18 protein-coding genes and 1 riboswitch are annotated in these 20089 nt (G+C 60.0%); of the genes, 9 read left to right on the top strand and 9 right to left on the bottom strand.

Translation table 11 applies throughout. The features are described from left to right. Positions 1-27 precede the first annotated feature (27 nt). Together madL and madM are read left to right on the top strand one after the other, a co-directional pair. Positions 28-444, top strand: coding sequence for a malonate transporter subunit MadL (gene madL, locus AC3ISI_RS27165; protein ID WP_489334575.1), 417 nt, complete (start codon positions 28-30; stop codon positions 442-444). A 1-nt stretch (position 445) separates the two neighbouring features. Continuing rightward, positions 446-1210 carry a malonate transporter subunit MadM gene (madM, locus tag AC3ISI_RS27160; RefSeq protein WP_489334574.1) on the top strand — a complete coding sequence of 255 codons (765 nt, stop codon included), beginning with the start codon at positions 446-448 and terminating at the stop codon, positions 1208-1210. Positions 1211-1321: 111 nt separating this feature from the next. On the opposite strand, the gene AC3ISI_RS27155 is transcribed toward madM, so the two are convergent. Beyond that, positions 1322-2236: a LysR family transcriptional regulator gene (locus AC3ISI_RS27155; RefSeq protein ID WP_483843402.1), complete on the bottom strand. Its 915-nt coding sequence runs from the start codon at positions 2234-2236 to the stop codon at positions 1322-1324. Positions 2237-2389: 153 nt separating this feature from the next. Here AC3ISI_RS27155 and trhA point away from each other — a divergent pair, with 153 nt between their 5' ends. Then, complete coding sequence (gene trhA, locus AC3ISI_RS27150; protein WP_489334573.1) at positions 2390-3007, top strand: PAQR family membrane homeostasis protein TrhA; 618 nt, start codon at positions 2390-2392, stop codon at positions 3005-3007. 105 nt (positions 3008-3112) lie between these two features. Here the strand turns inward: trhA and AC3ISI_RS27145 are convergent, their stop codons facing one another. Next, positions 3113-4030 carry a LysR family transcriptional regulator gene (locus AC3ISI_RS27145; protein ID WP_489334572.1) on the bottom strand — a complete coding sequence of 306 codons (918 nt, stop codon included), beginning with the start codon at positions 4028-4030 and terminating at the stop codon, positions 3113-3115. Positions 4031-4139: 109 nt separating this feature from the next. Here AC3ISI_RS27145 and AC3ISI_RS27140 point away from each other — a divergent pair, with 109 nt between their 5' ends. Beyond that, on the top strand, positions 4140-5381 hold the full coding sequence (locus AC3ISI_RS27140; protein WP_489334571.1) for a D-amino acid dehydrogenase: 1242 nt from the start codon (positions 4140-4142) through the stop codon (positions 5379-5381). A gap of 159 nt (positions 5382-5540) precedes the next feature. Here the strand turns inward: AC3ISI_RS27140 and AC3ISI_RS27135 are convergent, their stop codons facing one another. Both AC3ISI_RS27135 and AC3ISI_RS27130 read right to left on the bottom strand, forming a co-directional pair. Then, a complete protein-coding gene (locus tag AC3ISI_RS27135) occupies positions 5541-6260 on the bottom strand; it encodes a 16S rRNA (uracil(1498)-N(3))-methyltransferase (RefSeq protein ID WP_489334570.1) in 720 nt (239 codons plus the stop codon). Positions 6261-6403: 143 nt separating this feature from the next. Next, a complete protein-coding gene (locus AC3ISI_RS27130; protein WP_489334569.1) occupies positions 6404-7810 on the bottom strand; it encodes an adenosylmethionine--8-amino-7-oxononanoate transaminase in 1407 nt (468 codons plus the stop codon). A gap of 223 nt (positions 7811-8033) precedes the next feature. Here AC3ISI_RS27130 and AC3ISI_RS27125 point away from each other — a divergent pair, with 223 nt between their 5' ends. From AC3ISI_RS27125 to AC3ISI_RS27115, 3 genes are all read left to right on the top strand, one after another. Continuing rightward, a complete protein-coding gene (locus AC3ISI_RS27125) occupies positions 8034-9776 on the top strand; it encodes a flavin monoamine oxidase family protein (protein WP_489334568.1) in 1743 nt (580 codons plus the stop codon). Between the two features lie 262 nt (positions 9777-10038). Then, positions 10039-10590 carry a cytochrome b gene (locus AC3ISI_RS27120; RefSeq protein WP_489334567.1) on the top strand — a complete coding sequence of 184 codons (552 nt, stop codon included), beginning with the start codon at positions 10039-10041 and terminating at the stop codon, positions 10588-10590. 31 nt (positions 10591-10621) lie between these two features. Next, positions 10622-11215: a YceI family protein gene (locus tag AC3ISI_RS27115; RefSeq protein ID WP_489334566.1), complete on the top strand. Its 594-nt coding sequence runs from the start codon at positions 10622-10624 to the stop codon at positions 11213-11215. Positions 11216-11465: 250 nt separating this feature from the next. Here AC3ISI_RS27115 and rhlE2 read toward each other — a convergent pair whose 3' ends face one another. From rhlE2 to ahcY, 4 genes are all read right to left on the bottom strand, one after another. After that, entirely contained in the window at positions 11466-13340 is a 1875-nt protein-coding gene (gene rhlE2, locus AC3ISI_RS27110; RefSeq protein ID WP_477789944.1) for an RNA helicase RhlE2, read from the bottom strand. A 223-nt stretch (positions 13341-13563) separates the two neighbouring features. Continuing rightward, the gene (locus AC3ISI_RS27105) at positions 13564-14379 is read right to left on the bottom strand and encodes a substrate-binding periplasmic protein (protein WP_489334565.1); all 816 of its coding nucleotides are present in this window, start codon (positions 14377-14379) and stop codon (positions 13564-13566) included. Positions 14380-14502: 123 nt separating this feature from the next. Next, positions 14503-15348 (bottom strand): methylenetetrahydrofolate reductase [NAD(P)H], encoded by an 846-nt coding sequence (metF, locus tag AC3ISI_RS27100; RefSeq protein WP_489334564.1) that lies wholly within the window; start codon positions 15346-15348, stop codon positions 14503-14505. Positions 15349-15537: 189 nt separating this feature from the next. Continuing rightward, entirely contained in the window at positions 15538-16947 is a 1410-nt protein-coding gene (gene ahcY / locus AC3ISI_RS27095; protein ID WP_489334563.1) for an adenosylhomocysteinase, read from the bottom strand. A gap of 23 nt (positions 16948-16970) precedes the next feature. Further along, a riboswitch (S-adenosyl-L-homocysteine riboswitch) is annotated at positions 16971-17073 on the bottom strand. Between the two features lie 198 nt (positions 17074-17271). Here ahcY and AC3ISI_RS27090 point away from each other — a divergent pair. Both AC3ISI_RS27090 and AC3ISI_RS27085 read left to right on the top strand, forming a co-directional pair. Beyond that, positions 17272-17676: an acyl-CoA thioesterase gene (locus AC3ISI_RS27090; RefSeq protein ID WP_489334562.1), complete on the top strand. Its 405-nt coding sequence runs from the start codon at positions 17272-17274 to the stop codon at positions 17674-17676. Between the two features lie 182 nt (positions 17677-17858). Further along, positions 17859-18743 carry a formate/nitrite transporter family protein gene (locus AC3ISI_RS27085; RefSeq protein WP_489334560.1) on the top strand — a complete coding sequence of 295 codons (885 nt, stop codon included), beginning with the start codon at positions 17859-17861 and terminating at the stop codon, positions 18741-18743. Positions 18744-18844: 101 nt separating this feature from the next. Here the strand turns inward: AC3ISI_RS27085 and AC3ISI_RS27080 are convergent, their stop codons facing one another. Next, positions 18845-20014 (bottom strand): MFS transporter, encoded by a 1170-nt coding sequence (locus tag AC3ISI_RS27080; RefSeq protein ID WP_489334559.1) that lies wholly within the window; start codon positions 20012-20014, stop codon positions 18845-18847. Positions 20015-20089 lie beyond the last annotated feature (75 nt).

Raw genomic sequence — 20089 nt, 5'->3', positions numbered from 1 at the left:
CGACGATGCACTTTGAGGACTACAGCAATGATTATTTACGGTGTGGCGCTGTTGGCGATCTGTACGCTGGCAGGGGTGATCATGGGGGATGCGCTTGGCGTGTTGCTGGGCGTCAAGTCCAACGTCGGCGGAGTCGGGATCGCGATGATCCTGCTGATTTGCGCGCGGCTGTGGATGCAGAAACGCGGCGGCATGACCAAGGATTGCGAGATGGGCGTCGGCTTCTGGGGCGCCATGTACATTCCGGTGGTGGTCGCGATGGCCGCGCAACAGAACGTCGTCACCGCGCTGCACGGCGGCCCGGTGGCGGTGCTCGCGGCGATTGGTTCAGTGGTGATCTGCGGCTGCACCATTGCCTTGATCAGCCGGAGCCACAAAGGCGAACCCTTGCCCGATGAACCGGTGGAAGTGACCCCGGTCGGCACACCCGTAGGAGGTCGCTGATATGTGGGAACTCATTGATAAAGGCTTGACCGCCAATGGTCTGGTCACCGCGTTCGCCTTTGTTGGCGTGATCATGTGGGTGTCGGTGGTGTTGTCGAAGCGCCTGACATTCGGACGGATTCACGGCTCGGCGATTGCCATCGTCATCGGCCTGGTATTGGCTTGGGTCGGCGGCACCATGACCGGCGGGCAAAAAGGCCTGGCGGATCTGTCGTTGTTCTCTGGCATCGGTTTGATGGGCGGCGCGATGCTGCGCGACTTTGCCATTGTTGCGACTGCATTCGAAGTGCAAGCCACGGAAGCGAAAAAGGCCGGGCTGATTGGCGTGATCGCGCTATTGCTGGGCACGATTCTGCCGTTCATTGTCGGCGCGAGCATTGCCTGGGCGTTTGGTTATCGCGATGCGATCAGCATGACCACCATTGGTGCGGGCGCGGTGACGTACATCGTCGGGCCGGTGACTGGGGCGGCGATTGGTGCCAGTTCCGATGTGGTGGCGCTGTCGATTGCCACCGGGTTGATCAAGGCGATTCTGGTGATGGTCGGCACGCCGATGGCAGCGCGCTGGATGGGCCTGGATAACCCGCGTTCGGCGATGGTGTTTGGCGGGTTGGCCGGGACGGTCAGCGGCGTCACAGCGGGGTTGGCGGCGACGGATCGGCGGTTGGTGCCTTATGGCGCGTTGACGGCGACGTTTCACACCGGGCTTGGGTGCTTGCTGGGGCCTTCGTTGTTGTACTTCATTGTTCGCGGGATTGTCGGCTAAATTGAAGCATCGCTTCTGAATGTACCGACGCCTTCGCGAGCAGGCTCGCTCCCACAGGGAAATGCATTCCAATGTGGGAGCGAGCCTGCTCGCGAAGGGCGCGACACGGTTTCAGACTTGGCGATTGGCATACATCCGGCACTCCGCCAACAGCGCCAGCAAGTTTGGATCGCGCTCCTTGGCCTTCAAGAACACCACGCCAATGTGCTGCTGCAACCGATACTTTTCCTGCAACGGAATCAGCTTCACCCGGTTCTCATACACCGCCGCAATCCGCCCCGGCAGCAACGCATAACCCACCCCCGAACTGACCATGCTCAGCAGGGTGAAGATGTCGTTGACCTGCATCGCCACCTTCGGCTCGAACCCCGCCTGCTTGAACACCCGATTACCGTCCTGGTGCGTGGCAAAGCCCTGGGTCAGGGTAATGAACGTCTCGTCGCGCACTTCGGCCAGGTCGACCTCGGCACGTTGGGCAAACTTCGAATCCGCTGGCGTCGCGAGAAAAATGTCATCCGAAAACAGCGGAATCTGCTCGCAGTCCGGGTCGTTGACGCTCTCGTCCAGCGACACCAGGATCGCGTCGACTTCCATGTTCTTGAGCTTGTACAACAGGTCGAAGTTCGAACCGAGGATCAAGTCGATGTTGAGTTCGCTGCGGCGGATTTTCAGGCCCATGATCAGCTGCGGCACGGTCTTCACCGTCAGTGAATACAGCGAGCCAAGCTTGAAGCGTTCAGCGGAAAACCCGGCGGCTTCGCGGGTCAGGCGCACGGTTTCGACCACGTCCTGAATCAGCTTCTGTGCTCGCTCTTCGAGCACATACGCACTTTCCAGCGGCGTCAGGTTACGGCCCTCGTGTTTGAACAGCGGGCAGCGCAGGGCGCTTTCCAGGGAGTGGATCGCCCGGTGCACGCTGACGTTGCTGGTCTGCAACTCGGCAGCGGCGCGGGCGAGATTGCCGGTGCGCATGAAGGCCAGGAACACCTCGAGTTTTTTCAGGGTCAATTCTTCATCGATCAGCATGAGGCAGACTCTTTTTGGAATGACCTGATTGTGCCCAATTGAGCCGCCCTTGGCTCAAAGGATTTAGGGGCGCGACAATCAGAAACATTGCGCTTTTACCCTCAAGGCCTGAGCCTTGCGCGATGTTGCAGTGAATTTTGAGGTGAGCAACGCATGTATCACGGGGAACGATTGAACGCCTGGACGCATCTGGTCGGGGCGGTGGCGGCAACGGTCGGGGTGGTGTGGATGCTGGTGATCGCCAGCATGGACGGCAGTCCGTGGAAGATCGTCAGCGTGGCGATTTACGGTTTCACCTTGCTGGTTTTGTACAGCGCCTCGACCGTTTACCACAGCGTGCGCGGACGCAAGAAAGCGATCATGCAGAAGGTTGATCACTTTTCGATCTATTTGCTGATTGCCGGCAGCTACACGCCGTTCTGTCTGGTGACCCTGCGCGGGCCTTGGGGCTGGACGTTGTTCGGGATTGTCTGGGGGCTGGCGCTGATCGGCATCCTGCAAGAGATCAAGCCGCGCTCGGAAGCACGAATTCTGTCGATCGTGATTTACGCGGTAATGGGCTGGATCGTGCTGGTGGCGGTCAAGCCCTTGATGGCGGCGCTGGGCACTGCGGGGTTTGCGTGGCTGGCGGCGGGCGGGATTTTGTACACCGTGGGGATTATCTTTTTTGCCCTCGATCATCGGCTGAGACATGCCCACGGGATCTGGCATTTGTTTGTGATTGCCGGGAGCTTGCTGCATTTCGTGGCGATTTTCTTCTACGTCCTCTAGAGCGCTGCAATCCCTGTGGGAGCGAGCTTGCTCGCGAAGGCGTCAGGTCAAACGACATCATCGTTGACTGATCCACCGCCATCGCGAGCAAGCTCGCTCCTACATTTAAAGTTGCGCAGGGATCAAGCGATCCAGTTGTTCCTGGGCCCGGCGGCTGAATACCTGCAACAAGTCATTCAAGGTGTGGGGCGGCGGTTCGGTGGCGCGGGTTACCGCGTACAGAGTGATGGGCAGCGGCGGGGTCAACGGGCGAATCGCCGTCGCGGCAGGGGAGGCGCCTAGGGCCGTGAACGGGTCGATCACCGCCAATCCTGCACCGGATTCCACCATCGCCCGGGCCAGTGAGTAGGTCTGCACCGCGATGCGTACCCGAGGCGGCGGCTCCACCGCTTCGAGATAACTATCGAGCCGGGCCGCCAACGGGTCGGCGCTGGACAAACCAATCAGCGGAGCATCAGCCAGCGCCATCAATGGCAACGGTGTGCCTGCCTCTGCCGCCGACCAGTAACCGGCAGGCGCCAGTGCCACCAGCACGCCCGCCGCTAGCGCCTGGGCCTTGAGCCCCGGATGATCCGGTCGTTGCAGGGTCAGGGCGACATCCACTTCACGCATCAGCAGGTTCTGCACCAGTTCGCGGCTATGGGCGCTGGACAATTCGCAGGCGATGTCCGGGTAACGCTCGGTCCACTCGTGAATGGCCGGCGGTAGCAATGACAGAGCCAGCGCCGGAGTGGCGCCAATGCGCAGGCTATGGCCCGGCTCGCGGCGCAAGCTCTGGGCGAGCCGCCGCACGCCTTGCAGGCTTTCGGTGACCTTATCGACTTCCCGCGCAAGCTCCAGCGCTTCCGGCGTTGCCTGCAATTTGCCGCGAACCCGCAGGAACAACGGGAAACCCAGTTGCTGCTCGGCGTGCTGCAACACCTTGGTCACCGCAGGCTGGGAGACGTGCAGCAATTGCGCGGCAGCACTGATCGACCCGGTCTGGCGAATGGCCTGGAATATCTCGATATGACGAAGGCGCATGGTAAGTCCATAACCTTTGTTTATGGGTTCGGCATCTTTATTCATTGTTCGCCGCCTGTCACCTGGCTCTAACCTCGGCCTCGCCTTCACAACGGTTTTAGGGACGGACATGGTTCAGCGTGTGTGCATCATCGGCGGTGGCGTGATTGGCCTGGCAACGGCGTATGCGCTGGTGCGCGACGGCTTCGAGGTGACGGTGGTCGAGGCCCGGGATTCGCTGGGCAGCGAAACCAGTTTCGCCAACGGCGGCCAGTTGTCCTATCGCTACGTGGCACCACTGGCGGACGTCGGCGTGCCGTTGCAGGCGATCGGCTGGATGTTGCGCGGCGACTCGCCGTTGAAACTGCGCCCACGGCTCGATCCGGTCCAATGGCGCTGGATGGCATCGTTCCTCGCCGCGTGCCGTCGTTCGGTCAACCGTGAGAACGCCGCGCACTTGCTGCGCTTGGCACTGTTCAGTCAGAGCACGCTGAAAACCTGGCGCGAAGACGATGGGCTGAGCGGTTTCCAATGGCGGCGCAACGGCAAACTGGTGACATTTCGCAACCCCGCCAGCTTCGGGAAAGCGCGCCAAGGCCTGGCCGATCCGCAGCAACAGCAGGTGTTGTCTGCTGCCGAGTGCATGCAGCTGGAACCGGCGCTGGCCGATGCGCCTTTTGTCGGCGCGATCTATACGCCGGACGAGGAGGTCGGTGATTGCCATGGTTTTTGCCAGCAACTGGTGGCGCGACTGAAGGCGTCCGGCCGTTGCGAATTTCACCTCGGGCAAGCGGTGACCGGGATTCAGCACAGCAATGGTGCGGTCAGCGCCATTGAGTTGGGCGCCGAGGTCTTGCCGGTCGAGCAACTGGTGATCGCCGCCGGCCATCGCAGCCCGCTGCTTGCGTTGCCCGGCCTGCGGCTGCCGCTTTATCCCCTGAAGGGCTACAGCCTGACGCTGCCGATCGGTGCCGAACACCGGGCGCCCGAGCTGAGCATCACCGACTACGACCGCAAGATTGTGTATGCGCGCATTGGTGAGCAATTGCGCGTGGCGGCGATGGTCGACATCGTCGGCTTCGACCCGGCCGTCGATCCCGAACGCTTGAGCCTGATCAAACGCCAGGCCCGCGACACGTTCCCAAATGCCGGCGATTACGATGCCGCTGTGGAGTGGGCCGGCATGCGTCCGGCGACCCCCAGCGGAGTACCACTTTTAGGCGCAACGGCCTACCGCAATCTGTGGCTGAATCTCGGTCATGGTGCGCTGGGTTTTACCCTGGCCTGTGGCAGCGGCCAGTTACTGAGCGAGTTGATCAGCCGACGCCAGGCTTCCATTGACCTGCAGGGTTTCAGCCACCCGGCCGCTTGAATTTCCCTGTTTAGAAAAGGACCCGGTCAAGCCGACGAGCGATCCGGTGCAGTAGCAGCCAGATCGGCCGCTAGACCGTTTCGCGGCCATTCGCAAGCAGGCTCGCTCCCACAAGGGAATGCATTTCAATGTGGGAGCGAGCCTGCTCGCGAAAGGGCCCTAGAAGTCACCCCAAAGCTGCTGCGCTACCGCCAACGCCACCACCGGCGCGGTCTCGGTGCGCAACACCCGAGGACCGAGGCGGGCAGCATGGAACCCGGCCGACTTGGCCTGCTCGACTTCAGCATCGGACAACCCGCCTTCCGGGCCAATCAGGAACGCCAGCGTCGCAGGCTTGGCATGGCTCACCAACGGCTCCGCCACCGGATGCAGGACCAGTTTCAACTCGGCTTCGGTCTGCTTTAACCAATCCGCCAGCAGCAGCGGCGGATGAATCACCGGCACCCGCGAGCGTCCACATTGTTCGCACGCGCTGATCGCCACTTGGCGCCAGTGCATCAGGCGCTTGTCGGCGCGTTCGTCCTTGAGGCGGACTTCGCAGCGGTCGCTGAAGATCGGGGTGATTTCGGTGACGCCCAACTCCGTGGCTTTCTGGATCGCCCAGTCCATGCGTTCGCCACGGGACAAGCCCTGGCCCAGATGGATCGCCAGCGGCGACTCGACTTGCCCGGCAAAGCTTTCATCGATCTGCACCACGACGCGCTTCTTGCCGACCTCCACCAGCGTGGCGCGAAATTCATGGCCCGAGCCGTCGAACAGCTGCAATGCATCACCCTCGGCCATGCGCAGCACGCGGCTGATGTAATGGGCCTGGGCTTCGGGCAACTCGTGTTCGCCGGTGCTCAGGGGGGCGTCGATAAAGAAGCGGGACAGTCTCATTTTGATTCTCTGTAATTCATGTGCAGGTCGTGGCGACGCCTTCGCGAGCAGGCTCGCTCCCACAGGGAACGCGGTCAACTGTGGGAGCGAGCCTGCTCGCGAAGACGTCAGCCCTGACACCACGAAAGCTCAAGTGAAATAAATCAGCCCGGATCGCGGAATCCCGGATGGAAGTCCTTCGGCACTGCCACGCTGACGCTGTTACGCGTCGCGATGTCGATCCCTTCGCTGGCCACTTCGGCCAGAAAGTCGATCTGATCTGGCGTAATCACGTACGGCGGCAGGAAATACACCACGCTGCCCAACGGTCGCAGTAAAGCACCACGTTCCAGTGCGTGCTGGAACACCTTCAAACCACGACGTTCCTGCCACGGGTAGGCTTCTTTCGTGGCCTTGTCCTTGACCATCTCGATGGCCAGCACCATGCCGGTCTGGCGTACTTCCGAGACGTTTGGATGATCCACCAGATGCGCGGTGGAGGAGGCCATGCGCTGCGCCAGGGCCTTGTTGTTCTCGATGACGTTGTCTTCTTCGAAAATATCCAAAGTCGCCAGGGCTGCCGCGCACGCCAGCGGGTTGCCGGTGTAGCTGTGCGAATGCAGGAAGGCGCGCAGGGTCGGGTAGTCGTCGTAGAAGGCACTGTAGACGTCTTCGGTCGTCACGCAAGCCGCCAACGGCAGGTAACCGCCGGTCAGGGCCTTGGACAGGCAGAGGAAATCAGGGCGGATGCCGGCCTGTTCGCAGGCGAACATGGTGCCGGTGCGACCAAAGCCGACGGCGATTTCGTCGTGGATCAGGTGCACGCCATAGCGGTCGCAGGCTTCGCGCAGCAGTTTGAGGTAAACCGGATGGTACATGCGCATGCCGCCGGCGCCCTGGATCAGCGGCTCGACGATGACTGCCGCGACAGTGTCATGGTTCTCTGCCAGGGTCTGTTCCATGGCCGCAAACATGTTGCGCGAATGTTCTTCCCAGCTCATGCCGTCCGGGCGCAGGTAGCAATCGGGGCTCGGCACCTTGATGGTGTCCAGCAGTAGCGCCTTGTAGGTTTCGGTGAACAGCGGCACGTCACCCACCGACATCGCCGCCATGGTCTCGCCGTGGTAGCTGTTGGTCAGGGTGACAAAGCGCTTCTTGTTCGGCTGGCCGCGGTTGAGCCAGTAGTGAAAGCTCATTTTCAACGCGACTTCGATGCAGGAGGAGCCGTTATCGGCGTAGAAGCATCGGGTCAGGCCTTCCGGGGTCATCTTCACCAGGCGCTCGGACAGCTCGATTACCGGCTGATGGCTGAAGCCGGCAAGGATCACATGCTCCAGTTGATCGACCTGATCCTTGATGCGCTGATTGATGCGCGGGTTGGCGTGGCCAAACACATTGACCCACCAGGAGCTGACGGCGTCGAGGTAGCGCTTGCCTTCGAAGTCTTCCAGCCACACACCTTCCCCGCGCTTGATCGGGATCAGCGGCAACTGTTCGTGATCTTTCATCTGGGTGCAGGGATGCCACAACACCGCGAGATCGCGTTCCATCCACTGTTTATTCAGGCCCATTTTCTGTCTCCTCGAGGCTACCCGCGACGTAGGCGGGCAAACAATCGCGCAAGCCTATGCAATGCGTGGCGTGGGGACAACCCATTGTGTTGTTTGAGCTACTTTGTACAGGTCGATAGACGTTGCTGGCGGGCGTCTGAAGCCTGACGTATCCTTCGCGGTTCCTGGAGTCGACTGACTCGTAAAACTGCTTTTTTCCACATGTATTTCCGGAGTTCGCTGAATGTCTGTCGGTTGGCTGCGCGCCTGTGCGCTGGTGATGTTGGGGCTGTTCAGCGTGTCTGCGCTGGCCAAGGATAAAACGGCGATCGTGATCGGTGGCGGGCTGTCTGGCCTGACCGCAGCTTACGAGCTGCAGAACAAAGGCTGGCAGGTCACGCTACTTGAAGCCAAGCCGAACCTGGGCGGTCGCTCGGGCATGGCCACCGGCGAGTGGATCGGCAACGACAAGACTCAGCCGGTGCTGAACAAGTACGTGTCGACCTTCAAGCTGGCCACCACGCCAGCCCCGGAGTTCGTGCGTACCCCAGGCTATCTGATCGACGGTGAGTACTTCTCCGCTGCCGACCTGGCGACCAAGCAACCGGCCACCGCCGACGCGCTCAAGCGCTACGAAAAAACCCTGGATGATCTGGCGCGCTCGATTGACGACCCGCAGAACCCGCTCGCCACTAGCACCTTGCAAACGCTGGATCAGATCACCGTATCCAACTGGCTCGACAAGCAGAACCTGCCAGCCACTGCGCGTCAGCTGATCAATCAGCAAATTCGGACCCGCTACGACGAACCTTCGCGTCTGTCGCTGCTGTACTACGCGCAGCAAAGCCGGGTTTACCGTGGCACGTCCGATCGTGACCTGCGTGCTTCGCGACTGGTGGGCGGCAGCACGGTGCTGGCCCAGGCGTTCGTTAAGCAGCTGAAAACCATCAAGACCAGCTCCCCGGTCTCGTCGATTACCCAGGACAAGGACGGCGTGACCGTCAAAGTGGGTAGCGTCGGCTATCAGGCTGATTACGTGGTATTGGCGGTGCCGTTGCGCGCACTGAGCAAGATCCAGATGACCCCGTCGCTAGATGCCCAGCACATGGGCGCCATCAAAGGCACCAACTACGGCTGGCGCGACCAGATCATGCTGAAGTTCAAGACGCCTGTGTGGGAAACCAAAGCGCGCATGTCCGGCGAGATCTTCAGCAACACCGGCCTTGGCATGTTGTGGATCGAGCCGGCGCTGAAGGGCGGCGCCAACGTGGTGATCAACCTGGCCGGCGACAACGCACGCGTGATGCAAGCGTTTGGCGACAAGCAAGTCGTCGATCAGGTGCTGATTCGCCTGCACGCCTTTTATCCACAGGCGCGTGGTTCGTTCACCGGTTATGAACTGCGCCGCTACAGCACCGACCCTTCGATGGGCGGCGCTTACCTGGCCTTCGGTCCGGGTCAGATCAGCAAATACTGGCGCCTGTGGGAGCGCCCGATTGAGCGCGTAGCGTTCGCCGGCGAACACACTGACACCTTGTACCCAGGCACTCTGGAAGGCGCTTTGCGCACCGGTCAGCGTGCGGCCAGTCAGGTTGAAGACCTGGCGGCGGGCAAGTCGTTTGAACCGGCGAAAGTGGCGACGGCAGCGACCGCAGCGACCGCAGCGGCGGCCGGCGCGGTGGCAGCGAAGAAAGGTAACTTTTTCAGCAACCTGTTCGGTGGTTCGGATGACGCCAAGAAGCCAGAGCCGGTCAAGGCACCTGAGCCTGTCACTCCACCCGCACCGGCTCCAGCCCCGGTTGCTGCACCGGCACCCGTCGAAGCACCGAAGCCTGCAACGCCAGTGAAAGCCGAGCCTGCCAAAAAGGCACCGGCTAAAGCCCCAGCGAAGAAACCTGCTGCCAAAACCGAAGCCAAAAAGGCTCCGGTAAAAAAACCAGCGGCTAAGCCCGCTGAGACACCGACAACGGTTACCAAGGCGCAGTAAGCGTCGGGATTAAAGAAGCGCGGCAGAGATGCCGCGTTTTTTTATGACTGGAGAAAACCAGTCCCAAGAATCGAATAAACCCTGGATCGCAGGTGTTATCGAGGTGGACTTCATTTTTTCTCACTAAGTAGTCTTTAATCTTTCCTTAACACGCTCATTTCAAGCTCTTGATCGTATTTCTCGATATTTCAAAGCAAAATTTTCCGCTTTAATTCGATAGATAACTCGATAGTCTTGGGCCAGCACTTACAGGGACTCGGCAATGCAACTACGAAACTCTACTGCTCGTTACGGCTGGGTCAGCATCTTCATGCACTGGGGCGTAGCGCTGGCAGTGTTCGGTTTGTTCGGTCTGGGTCTGTGGATGGTCGGTCTCGGCTACTACGACCCTTGGCGCAAGTCAGGACCAGATCTGCACAAGAGCATCGGTCTGATTCTGCTGGGTGTCATGGTTTTGCGCGTGTTGTGGCGCTTCATTAGCCCACCGCCGCCAACGCTGACCAGTTACAGCCGCATGACGCGCCTGGGCGCCAAGTTCGGGCATGCTTTTCTGTATCTCTGTTTGTTTGCTGTGATGATTGCCGGTTACCTGATTTCCACCGCAGAGGGTGTCGGGATTCCGGTGTTTGACTGGTTTGAAGTGCCTGCACTGGTTTCCGGGCTACCGGACCAGGCAGATAACGCGGGTGCGATTCATCTCTACCTGGCGTGGTTGCTGGTCATTTTTTCCGGCCTCCATGCGTTGGCAGCATTGAAGCACCACTTTATCGACCGTGATGTAACCCTGAAACGAATGCTGGGTCGCAAAGCCTGACGTTCAACTTAGCCCCCAAGGAATACAAGACATGTTGAAAAAGACTCTCGCCGCTCTGGCAATCGGTTCCGCCCTGTTGTCCGCTAACGTAATGGCTGCTGACTACACCATCGACAAAACTGGCCAGCACGCCTTCGTCAACTTCAAGATCAGCCACCTGGGCTACAGCTACATCACCGGTACCTTCAAGGACATCGACGGCAAGTTCAGCTTCGACGCTGCCAAGCCAGAAGACAGCAAGATCGAATTCAACGTCAACCCAGCCAGCGTGTTCACCAACAACGCTGAGCGCGACAAACACATCTCCAGCAAAGACTTCCTGAAAGTGGCTGATTTCCCTAAAGCCACGTTTGTGTCCACCAGCGTTAAATCCACCGGCAAAAACGCCGCTGGCAAAGACACTGCTGATGTGGCCGGCGACCTGACTATTGCTGGCGTCACCAAGCCAATCGTGGTCAAGGCCACTTTCCTGGGTGAAGGCAAGGATCCATGGGGCGGCTACCGTGCCGGTTTTGAAGGCAGTTTCAGCATCAAGCGTTCTGATTTCGGCAAGATGATGGACCTGGGTCCACAGTCCGACGCTGTTGATCTGTACGTCACCTTTGAAGGTGTGAAAGCGAAGTAATTTTCGTCGCAGACAAAAGAACGCCCCCGACCTCACGGTCGGGGGCGTTTTTTGTTGCCCATCACAATCTGTTCAGGCGATGAGGTCCATTGTGGGAGCGAGCCTGCTCGCGAATGCGGTCAATCATTCAGCAGTGATGTTGCCTGACACACCGCTTTCGCGAGCAGGCTCGCTCCCACAGGGGTTTTGTGGTGACCAAAAAAATGCCCCGGATCGTGAGATCAGGGGCATTTTTCATGGCGGGAAAAACTTAGCGATTGCGGGTCAGCAACGCTGGTTTTTCGCCACGCGGACGGCCTGGCAGTTGATCAAGTTGCTCGGGAGTCGGGAAACGATCGGTTTTCGACTCCTTGTGAATGATCTTCGGCGCTGGACTGCGCGGGTTCTGCACGGCTGGTTCCGAACGCGGCTGATCGTCACGAGCAGGGCGACGGTTGCGGCCTTCTTCGCGACGGGCCTGACCGTCACGTGGCGCGCCGCTGCGTGGGCCACTGCGCTTGGCCGGCGGCGTGCCGGTGGTGGCGCCATCGCTGCTGCGCGGACCGCTTTGGCGACCCTGAGGCTTGCCGCCGGTGCGCGGAGCACCTGCGCCAGCAGCCGTGCCTTGTGCCGGAGCACCCGGACGGCGACCGCGGCCCTGAGCCGGTTTGGCTTGCGGGACGTAATCAACGCGGTTACCGAAGTTGTCGATATCGTCGTCCAGGAACTCATCCGGAGCACGGTCAGCAGCGGCGCGAGGGGCCGGGCGCTGTTGCTCGCGAGCCGGAGTGCCTTCGCGTGGCTTGTGTTCACGGGCCGGGCGATCGCCACGGCCAGTCGCGGCAGGTTTTTCCTTGCCGCCCTTGTCCTTGCCTTTGTCTTTACGACCGCCGCCACCACCGGTGCCGTTCGGGCCGTCGCCGCGCGGGCCACGTGGGTTGCGCGGGTTACGCACATCCGGACGCTCACGCACTTCTGGTTTCTCGGCTTCTACAGCACTGGAGTCGAAGCCCATCAGGTTGCCGTCGGCAATCTTCTGCTTGGTCATGCGCTCGATGCTTTTCAGCAACTTCTCTTCGTCCGGCGCGACCAGCGAGATCGCTTCGCCCGAACGACCGGCACGGCCCGTACGGCCGATACGGTGAACGTAGTCTTCGTCGACGTTTGGCAGTTCGAAGTTGACCACGTGTGGCAACTGGTCGATGTCCAGACCGCGAGCGGCGATGTCGGTGGCCACCAGAATGCGCACTTCACCGGCCTTGAAGTCGGCCAGGGCTTTGGTGCGGGCGTTCTGGCTCTTGTTGCCGTGGATCGCGACGGCGCTGAGGCCGTGTTTGTCCAGGTACTCGGCCAGGCGGTTGGCGCCGTGCTTGGTGCGGGTGAACACCAGCACCTGTTCCCAGGCACCCGCGGTGATCAGGTGGGCCAGCAGCGAGCGCTTGTGGTTGGCTGGCAGGCGGAATACGCGCTGTTCGATACGCTCTACCGTGGTGTTCGGCGGCGTGACTTCGATGCGTTCCGGGTTGTGCAGCAGCTTGCCGGCGAGGTCGGTGATGTCCTTGGAGAACGTCGCCGAGAACAGCAGGTTTTGCCGTTTGGCTGGCAGGCGGGCCAAAACCTTTTTCACGTCATGGACAAAGCCCATGTCGAGCATGCGGTCGGCTTCGTCCAGCACGAGGATTTCCACGTGGGACAAATCGACGCTGCCTTGGCCGGCGAGGTCGAGCAGGCGGCCAGGGCAGGCCACCAGCACGTCAACACCACGGGACATGGCCTGAACCTGCGGGTTCATGCCAACGCCGCCGAAGATGCAGGCGCTGACGAACTTCAGGTCACGGGCATAGACCTTGAAGCTCTCGTGGACTTGAGCCGCGAGTTCGCGAGTAGGGGTCAGGACCAGTACGCGTGGTTGGCGCGGGCCGTGACGCTGGGATTTGTCCGGGTGACCGTTAGGGAACAACCGTTCCAGGATCGGAAGGGCGAAGCCACCGGTTTTACCAGTACCTGTCTGAGCCGCAACCATCAGGTCGCGACCTTGCAACACGGCGGGAATGGCCCGCTGTTGCACCGGAGTAGGCTCGGTATAGCCCGCTGCCTCGATGGCGCGGACTAAAGCCTCGGAGAGACCGAGGGAAGCAAAGGACATGAGTAATCCTGTTTTAGTTAGGGCTTGGCCCAATGGGAGTCTTGCCTGGCGCGAATAGCGTTTAAGAAGAACGCAATCCCGTCCGGTCCTGCTGGGCCTTGAAAGCTCGTCTGGAGCGCTCGCGCGGGCTGAAGAGCTGCGCTGTAGCGGGGTCGAGATGCCTTGAACAAGTCCGAGCGTCCGGGCGTGAGCCTGGCGGGAAGGCCGGAGTATAACAGAGCAATCACTGCGCGCCGCTTTCCTGCTGCTCAACGGTTTTTACGGTGGCGGTGGTGACGGTCGCGGCTTTCACATTGACGCCCGGATCGGCGCCGTAACGGGCGCTCAACTCCGCGTAGGCGGGTTCGCGCTTGAAGCGTTTGAGCTCGGCACCGAAACGTTGCACCAACAAATCCATGCCGGCATTTTTACGTACCGCCAGAAACTGACTCTGGTGGCTGATGATGGTCGGGTTTTCAGTGATCCTGTCGCGGATGCCCAATTCATCGAGCAAGTGCTGGCCGACCCGGCGATCAGTGATCAACAGGTCGATCCGCCCACGCATCAACTTGCCGAAGTTGGCTTCATGGGTTGGCGCCGGTTCACGGGTGAGCAGCGCAGATTCGCTGAAGTCCTTGCTGTAGAGATAGCCCGGCGAGGTGCCGATGGTCAGACCTTTCAGGTCGTTCAGGGCGTGAAACGGATAGGGCCGGTCATTGGCGTAGAACATCACGAATTCGACTTCCGAGAGCGGCTCAACGGGATAGAGCAGGGTCGCGTCTCGCTCATCACTGTGGAATATGTCCAGCGCGCCATCTGCCTGGCCGGTTTCGAGCATCGACAGGCAGCGTTTCCATGGCAGGAACTGCCAGTCCACTTCGATACCCAGGCGTTTGAAGACGATGGCCGTGGTTTCGTAATCCAGCCCCAAGGAATTGCCATTTACCTCGTAGACGTAAGGCGCCCATGGCTCAGTGACAATGCGCAGCTTCTCGCCATGAGCGGCGAAGCTCAGGCAAGTAAAAAGCAGCACTGTCATAAATTGCGTAATCAAGGGCATGGCCTGAGATTACGACGAGAAATCATAAAGAGCCAGAACCCGATCCAGAAGCGCTGGCACGAGACTCATTTCATAAAAAAGGCCCTGGGTTTCGCCAGAGCCTTTTCATGGTTTTGCACTGTTTCAGCGCGGCAGCTTCAGGTTGTTCCACACTGCCAGGCTCGCTTCGGCCTGATTCAGTGTGTAGAAGTGCAGGCCGGGTGCGCCACCTTGCAACAGACGTTCGCACATTTCGGTGATGACCTGCTCACCAAAGCGTTGAATGCTTTGGGTGTCGTCGCCGTAGGCTTCCAGCTGTTTGCGGATCCAGCGTGGAATTTCCGCGCCGCAGGCGTCAGAGAAACGCGCCAGTTTGCTGTAGTTGGTGATCGGCATGATCCCCGGAACGATCGGGATGTTCACGCCCGCCGCCCGTACACGCTCGACGAAGTAGAAGTAGCTGTCGGCGTTGAAGAAGTACTGGGTAATCGCGCTGTCGGCTCCGGCTTTAGCCTTGCGCACGAAATTGGCGATATCGTCTTCGAAATTGCGCGCTTGCGGATGCATTTCCGGGTAAGCGGCGACTTCGATGTGGAAATGATCACCGGTCTCTTCACGAATGAATTCGACCAGGTCATTGGCGTGGCGCATTTCACCGCTGGCCATGCCCATGCCCGAAGGCAGGTCACCGCGCAGGGCAACGATACGCTTGATGCCGGCAGCCTTGTACTGGGCTAGCAGGCCGCGCAAGTCTTCCTTGCTGTCACCCACGCACGACAGATGTGGTGCGGCAGGGACTTTGACTTCGCTTTCGAGCTGCAACACGGTGTTGAGGGTGCGATCACGTGTCGAACCGCCAGCGCCATAGGTGCAGGAGAAGAAATCGGGGTTGTAGGTTGCCAACTGGCGAGCAGTGGCGAGCAGCTTTTCATGCCCAGCGTCGGTCTTCGTAGGGAAGAACTCGAAGCTGTAGCGACGGTCTTGGGACATGGGAATACCCTTGAAAACGCGTAAGCCGGAGGCTTGCAAACCCAATGTGGGAGGGGGCTTTTGTGGGAGCCGGGCTTGCCCGCGATGGCATCACCTCGCTGCAACTGAAGCATCGAGGCGCCTGCATCGCAGGCAAGCCAGCTCCCACAAAAAGCCCGCTCCCACAAGGGAGAGCAGGCAGCAGGTCAATCAGTAGCGGTAAGCGTGCGGCTTGAACGGACCTTCGACAGTCACGCCGATGTAGTCGGCCTGGGTCTTGGTCAGTTGAGTCACAACGCCGCCGAAACCGCGGACCATTTCCAGGGCCACTTCTTCGTCGAGTTTCTTCGGCAGTACTTCAACGGTCAGGCGCTCGGCTTTCTGGGCTGGCGACAGGTCGGCGTACTTCTGGCCGAACAGGAAGATCTGAGCCAGCACCTGGTTGGCGAACGAACCGTCCATGATGCGGCTTGGGTGACCGGTGGCGTTACCCAGGTTAACCAGACGGCCTTCGGCCAGCAGGATCAGGTAGTCGTCGTTCTGCGGGTCGAAATCGCCAGCGCCGGTACGGTGGATCTTGTGAACCTGTGGCTTCACTTCTTCCCATGCCCAGTTTTTGCGCATGAAAGCGGTGTCGATTTCGTTGTCGAAGTGGCCGATGTTGCAGACAACAGCGCGCTTCTTCAGGGCTTTGAGCATGTTCGAGTCGCAAACATTGACGTTGCCGGTGGTGGTCACGATCAGGTCGATCTTGCCCAGCAGTGCTTTGTCGATGCTGGCTTCGGTGCCGGTGTTGATACCGTCGATGAACGGCGAAACCAGTTCGAAACCGTCCATGCAGGCTTGCATGGCGCAGATCGGATCAACTTCGGAGACTTTAACGATCATGCCTTCCTGACGCAGGGACTGAGCGGAGCCCTTGCCCACGTCACCGTAGCCGATGACCAGCGCTTGCTTGCCGGACAGCAGGTGGTCGGTGCCGCGCTTGATCGCATCGTTCAGGCTGTGACGGCAGCCGTACTTGTTGTCGTTCTTGCTCTTGGTCACCGAGTCGTTGACGTTGATGGCCGGGATTTTCAGCTCGCCCTTGGCCAGCATGTCCAGCAGGCGGTGAACGCCGGTGGTGGTTTCTTCGGTGACGCCGTGGACGCGGTCCAGGATCGCCGGGTATTTCTTGTGCAGCAGCTCGGTCAGGTCGCCGCCGTCGTCGAGGATCATGTTGGCATCCCAAGGCGCGCCATCCTTCAGGATGGTTTGCTCCAGGCACCACTCGTACTCTTCTTCAGTTTCGCCTTTCCAGGCGAAAACCGGGATGCCGGCAGCAGCGATAGCGGCAGCGGCCTGGTCTTGAGTCGAGAAAATGTTGCAGGACGACCAGCGTACTTCGGCACCCAGGGCAACCAGGGTTTCGATCAGCACGGCAGTCTGAATGGTCATGTGAATGCAGCCGAGGATTTTCGCGCCTTTGAGCGGTTGCTCACCGGCGTATTTGCGGCGCAGACCCATCAGGGCAGGCATTTCGGATTCGGCGATGATGGTTTCGCGACGGCCCCAGGCAGCCAGGGACATGTCGGCCACTTTGTAATCGTTAAAATCTGCAGGCGTGATAACAGCGCTCATGAAGAGCCTCCATTCGTAATGTATGCGAATGGGCGCCGTTGTGCGTTTAGTGTCTGACTGATCACAGCCAAGCAACGCCCCATCCGAGCCTGACAGGTCGAACCTGCTGCAGCGCCCCTCGGACAGGTGGCGGGAAAACGGTATCAATGGATCGATACGGTTTTGAAACGGTGGCGATTATAGCGGGCTATGCTGATCTTCCAAAGCGTTTCTGTAGGTCAATGTCTGAACGGTAATCGAGACCATAGTCTATGCGTAATAGAGCTCCGGGACGGGCTCTGCCATGATGCCCTCCATCATTTCGCAAGACCCTCAGGAGTGAATATGAATTTCCACACCCGCAAATGGGTAAAACCTGAAGACCTCAACCCCAACGGCACGCTGTTCGGCGGCAGCCTGTTGCGCTGGATCGACGAAGAAGCGGCGATCTATGCCATCGTTCAACTGGGCAACCAGCGCGTCGTCACCAAGTACATTTCCGAAATCAACTTCGTCAGCGCCTCGCGTCAGGGCGACATCATCGAACTGGGCATCACCGCCACCGAGTTCGGTCGCACCTCGATTACCCTGACCTGCGAAGTGCGTAACAAAATCACCCGCAAAAGCATCCTCACGGTGGAAAAGATGGTGTTCGTCAACCTCGGTGAGGATGGCTTGCCGGCGCCGCATGGCCGTACCGAGATCAAATACGTCAAAGATCAGTTCCAGGATGATGTGGCCGGCTCGTAATGCGAGCCCTGTAGGAGCCGAGCTTGCTCGCGATGGGTTCACTTCGGTCTCGGCGGTGATGCGAATGACGCCATCGCGAGCAAGCTCGGCTCCTACAGGAGTGGTTTCGTTTGTTCGAGTACTGAACAGCTCCGAACCGCACGTGTCGTACCTACATGACACGCCACCGGTTCAGGAACGCTATGGACACCCCAAAAGACGGCAAAACCCCGAACCTCTCGGCTGAAGAACAGCAGGACGTCGAAAAGAGCCAGCCGCCCCGTGCGGCGGTGCTGCACGAAATCATCCGAACCCAGGGCGATCAGGAACTCGAGCGCAGTGTCGCTGCCCTGTGGTGGTCAGCGCTGGCCGCTGGCTTGACCATGGGGCTGTCGCTGATGGCCATGGGTTTGCTCAACTCGCGATTGCCGGACGGTGAGCACTTCAAGGTGATCGCCAGTTTCGGCTACTGCGCCGGTTTTCTCGCGGTGATCCTCGCTCGTCAGCAGTTGTTCACCGAAAACACCCTGACCGCCGTGTTGCCGGTCATGACCAAGCCCACATTGAACAACTTCGGTCGGTTGCTGCGCCTGTGGACGGTGGTGCTGGTGGGCAACTTGTGCGGTACTTTGCTGGTGGCCTATGTGATGCTGAACCTGCCGATTTTCGACAGCAAAACCGACCTGGCTTTTCTCGAAATCGGCCGCAAAGTCATGGAAAACCACGCTGGCCAAATGTTCGCCAAGGGCATCGTCTCGGGCTGGATGATCGCCACGATGGTGTGGATGATTCCGTCCATGGAGAGCGCAAAGATGTGGATCATCATCCTCATCACCTACCTCATGGCGCTGGGTGATTTCACCCACATCGTGGTCGGTTCGGCCGAGGTGTCATACCTGGTGTTTGCCGGCGAGTTACCGTGGAAGGATTTCTGGTTGGTGTTCGCCGGGCCGACGCTGGCGGGGAACATCATCGGGGGCAGCTTTATCTTTGCGCTCATCAGCCATGCACAAATTCGCAGCGAGAGTGGGCCGCCGAAGAAAAGCGTGAATCAGGCACCTGATCAGCGCGATCGCGAAGAGGTGTGAACCGCGTCGACTTCATCGCGAGCAGGCTCCCACAGGAATAGATTCAGACCCTGTAGGAGCAAGCTTGCTCGCGATAGCGGTTTCAGCAACAAAGCAAATAATCAGCCGGACACATTGATCGCCGCCGCACCACGACGTTGCAGGTAAATAAAGAACAGCGCAGTCAGCACGGTCAAACCACTGACCAGTGCACCGGTCCATGGCAAATCCGCCAGATCCGCACCACTGGCAACCACCAGTCCACCAATCCATGCGCCCGCTGCGTTGCCGAGGTTGAACGCGCTCTGATTCAGCGTCGATCCGAGGTTAGGCGCTTCGTGCGCCTGATCGATGATCAGCAATTGCAGGATGGGGCACAGGGCGAACGCAAAAATCCCCCACAGCACCAGCGTGATCGCCGCCGGAATCACCGAGTGACTGGTCTGCGTGAACGCCGCCAGTACCACGAGCACGGCCAGCGCCATGCCCACTAGCGAAGGCAGTAAACGACTGTCCGCCAGTCTACCGCCGAGCATGCTGCCTGCGGTCAAACCCACGCCAAACAGTAGCAGCATGAGAGTCACGCCATGCGGACTGATGCCGGTGATGTCTTGCAGGATCGGCGCGATGTAAGTGAACACGCTGAACAGGCTGGTCGACGCCAGTACGCTCATGCCCAAAGCAAGCAACACATTGATCTTGCCCAGCACCTTGAACTCGCTGGCGAGGTTGGCCTTTTCCATGGCGATGTGTGCCGGCAGCCAGCGCCACTGCGCGATCGCGGCAATCACGCCAATCACCGAGACCGCCCAGAAGGTCGAGCGCCAGCCGGCGTACTGCCCAAGCGCGGTACCCAATGGCACGCCCAGCACATTGGCCAGCGTCAGGCCGGTGAACATCATTGCAATGGCTTGTGCCCGTTTGTTCGGTGCGACCAGGCCGGCCGCGACCACCGAACCGATACCGAAGAACGCGCCGTGGCACAACGCGGTGACCACACGGGCAGCCATCAATGTGGTGTAGTTCGGCGCCAGGGCACACAAGACGTTGCCGAGGATGAACATCAGCGTCATCCCCAGCAATGTCGCCTTGCGCGGCATGTTGGCGGTGCCGACCGCAAGGATCGGCGCGCCGAACACTACACCCAAGGCATAGCCGGTGATCAACAAGCCGGCGTTCGGGATGCTGACGGCGAGGTCACGAGCGACATCGGGCAACAGGCCCATGATCACGAATTCGGTGGTGCCGATGCCGAACGCGGCAACAGCGAGGGCAAGCAAGGCGAGTGGCATGCGCAAGGTCTCTGTCGGTAGTCTTGACGCTGTGATCAGGCATACGCATGCCGATGCCCGTTGTCGGTGAGAGCG

It is taken from the genome of Pseudomonas sp. GL_139_B (assembly GCF_057834475.1).
Note: the sequence above shows the minus strand (reverse complement) of the source record. Positions and strands in the feature narration are given on the sequence as shown.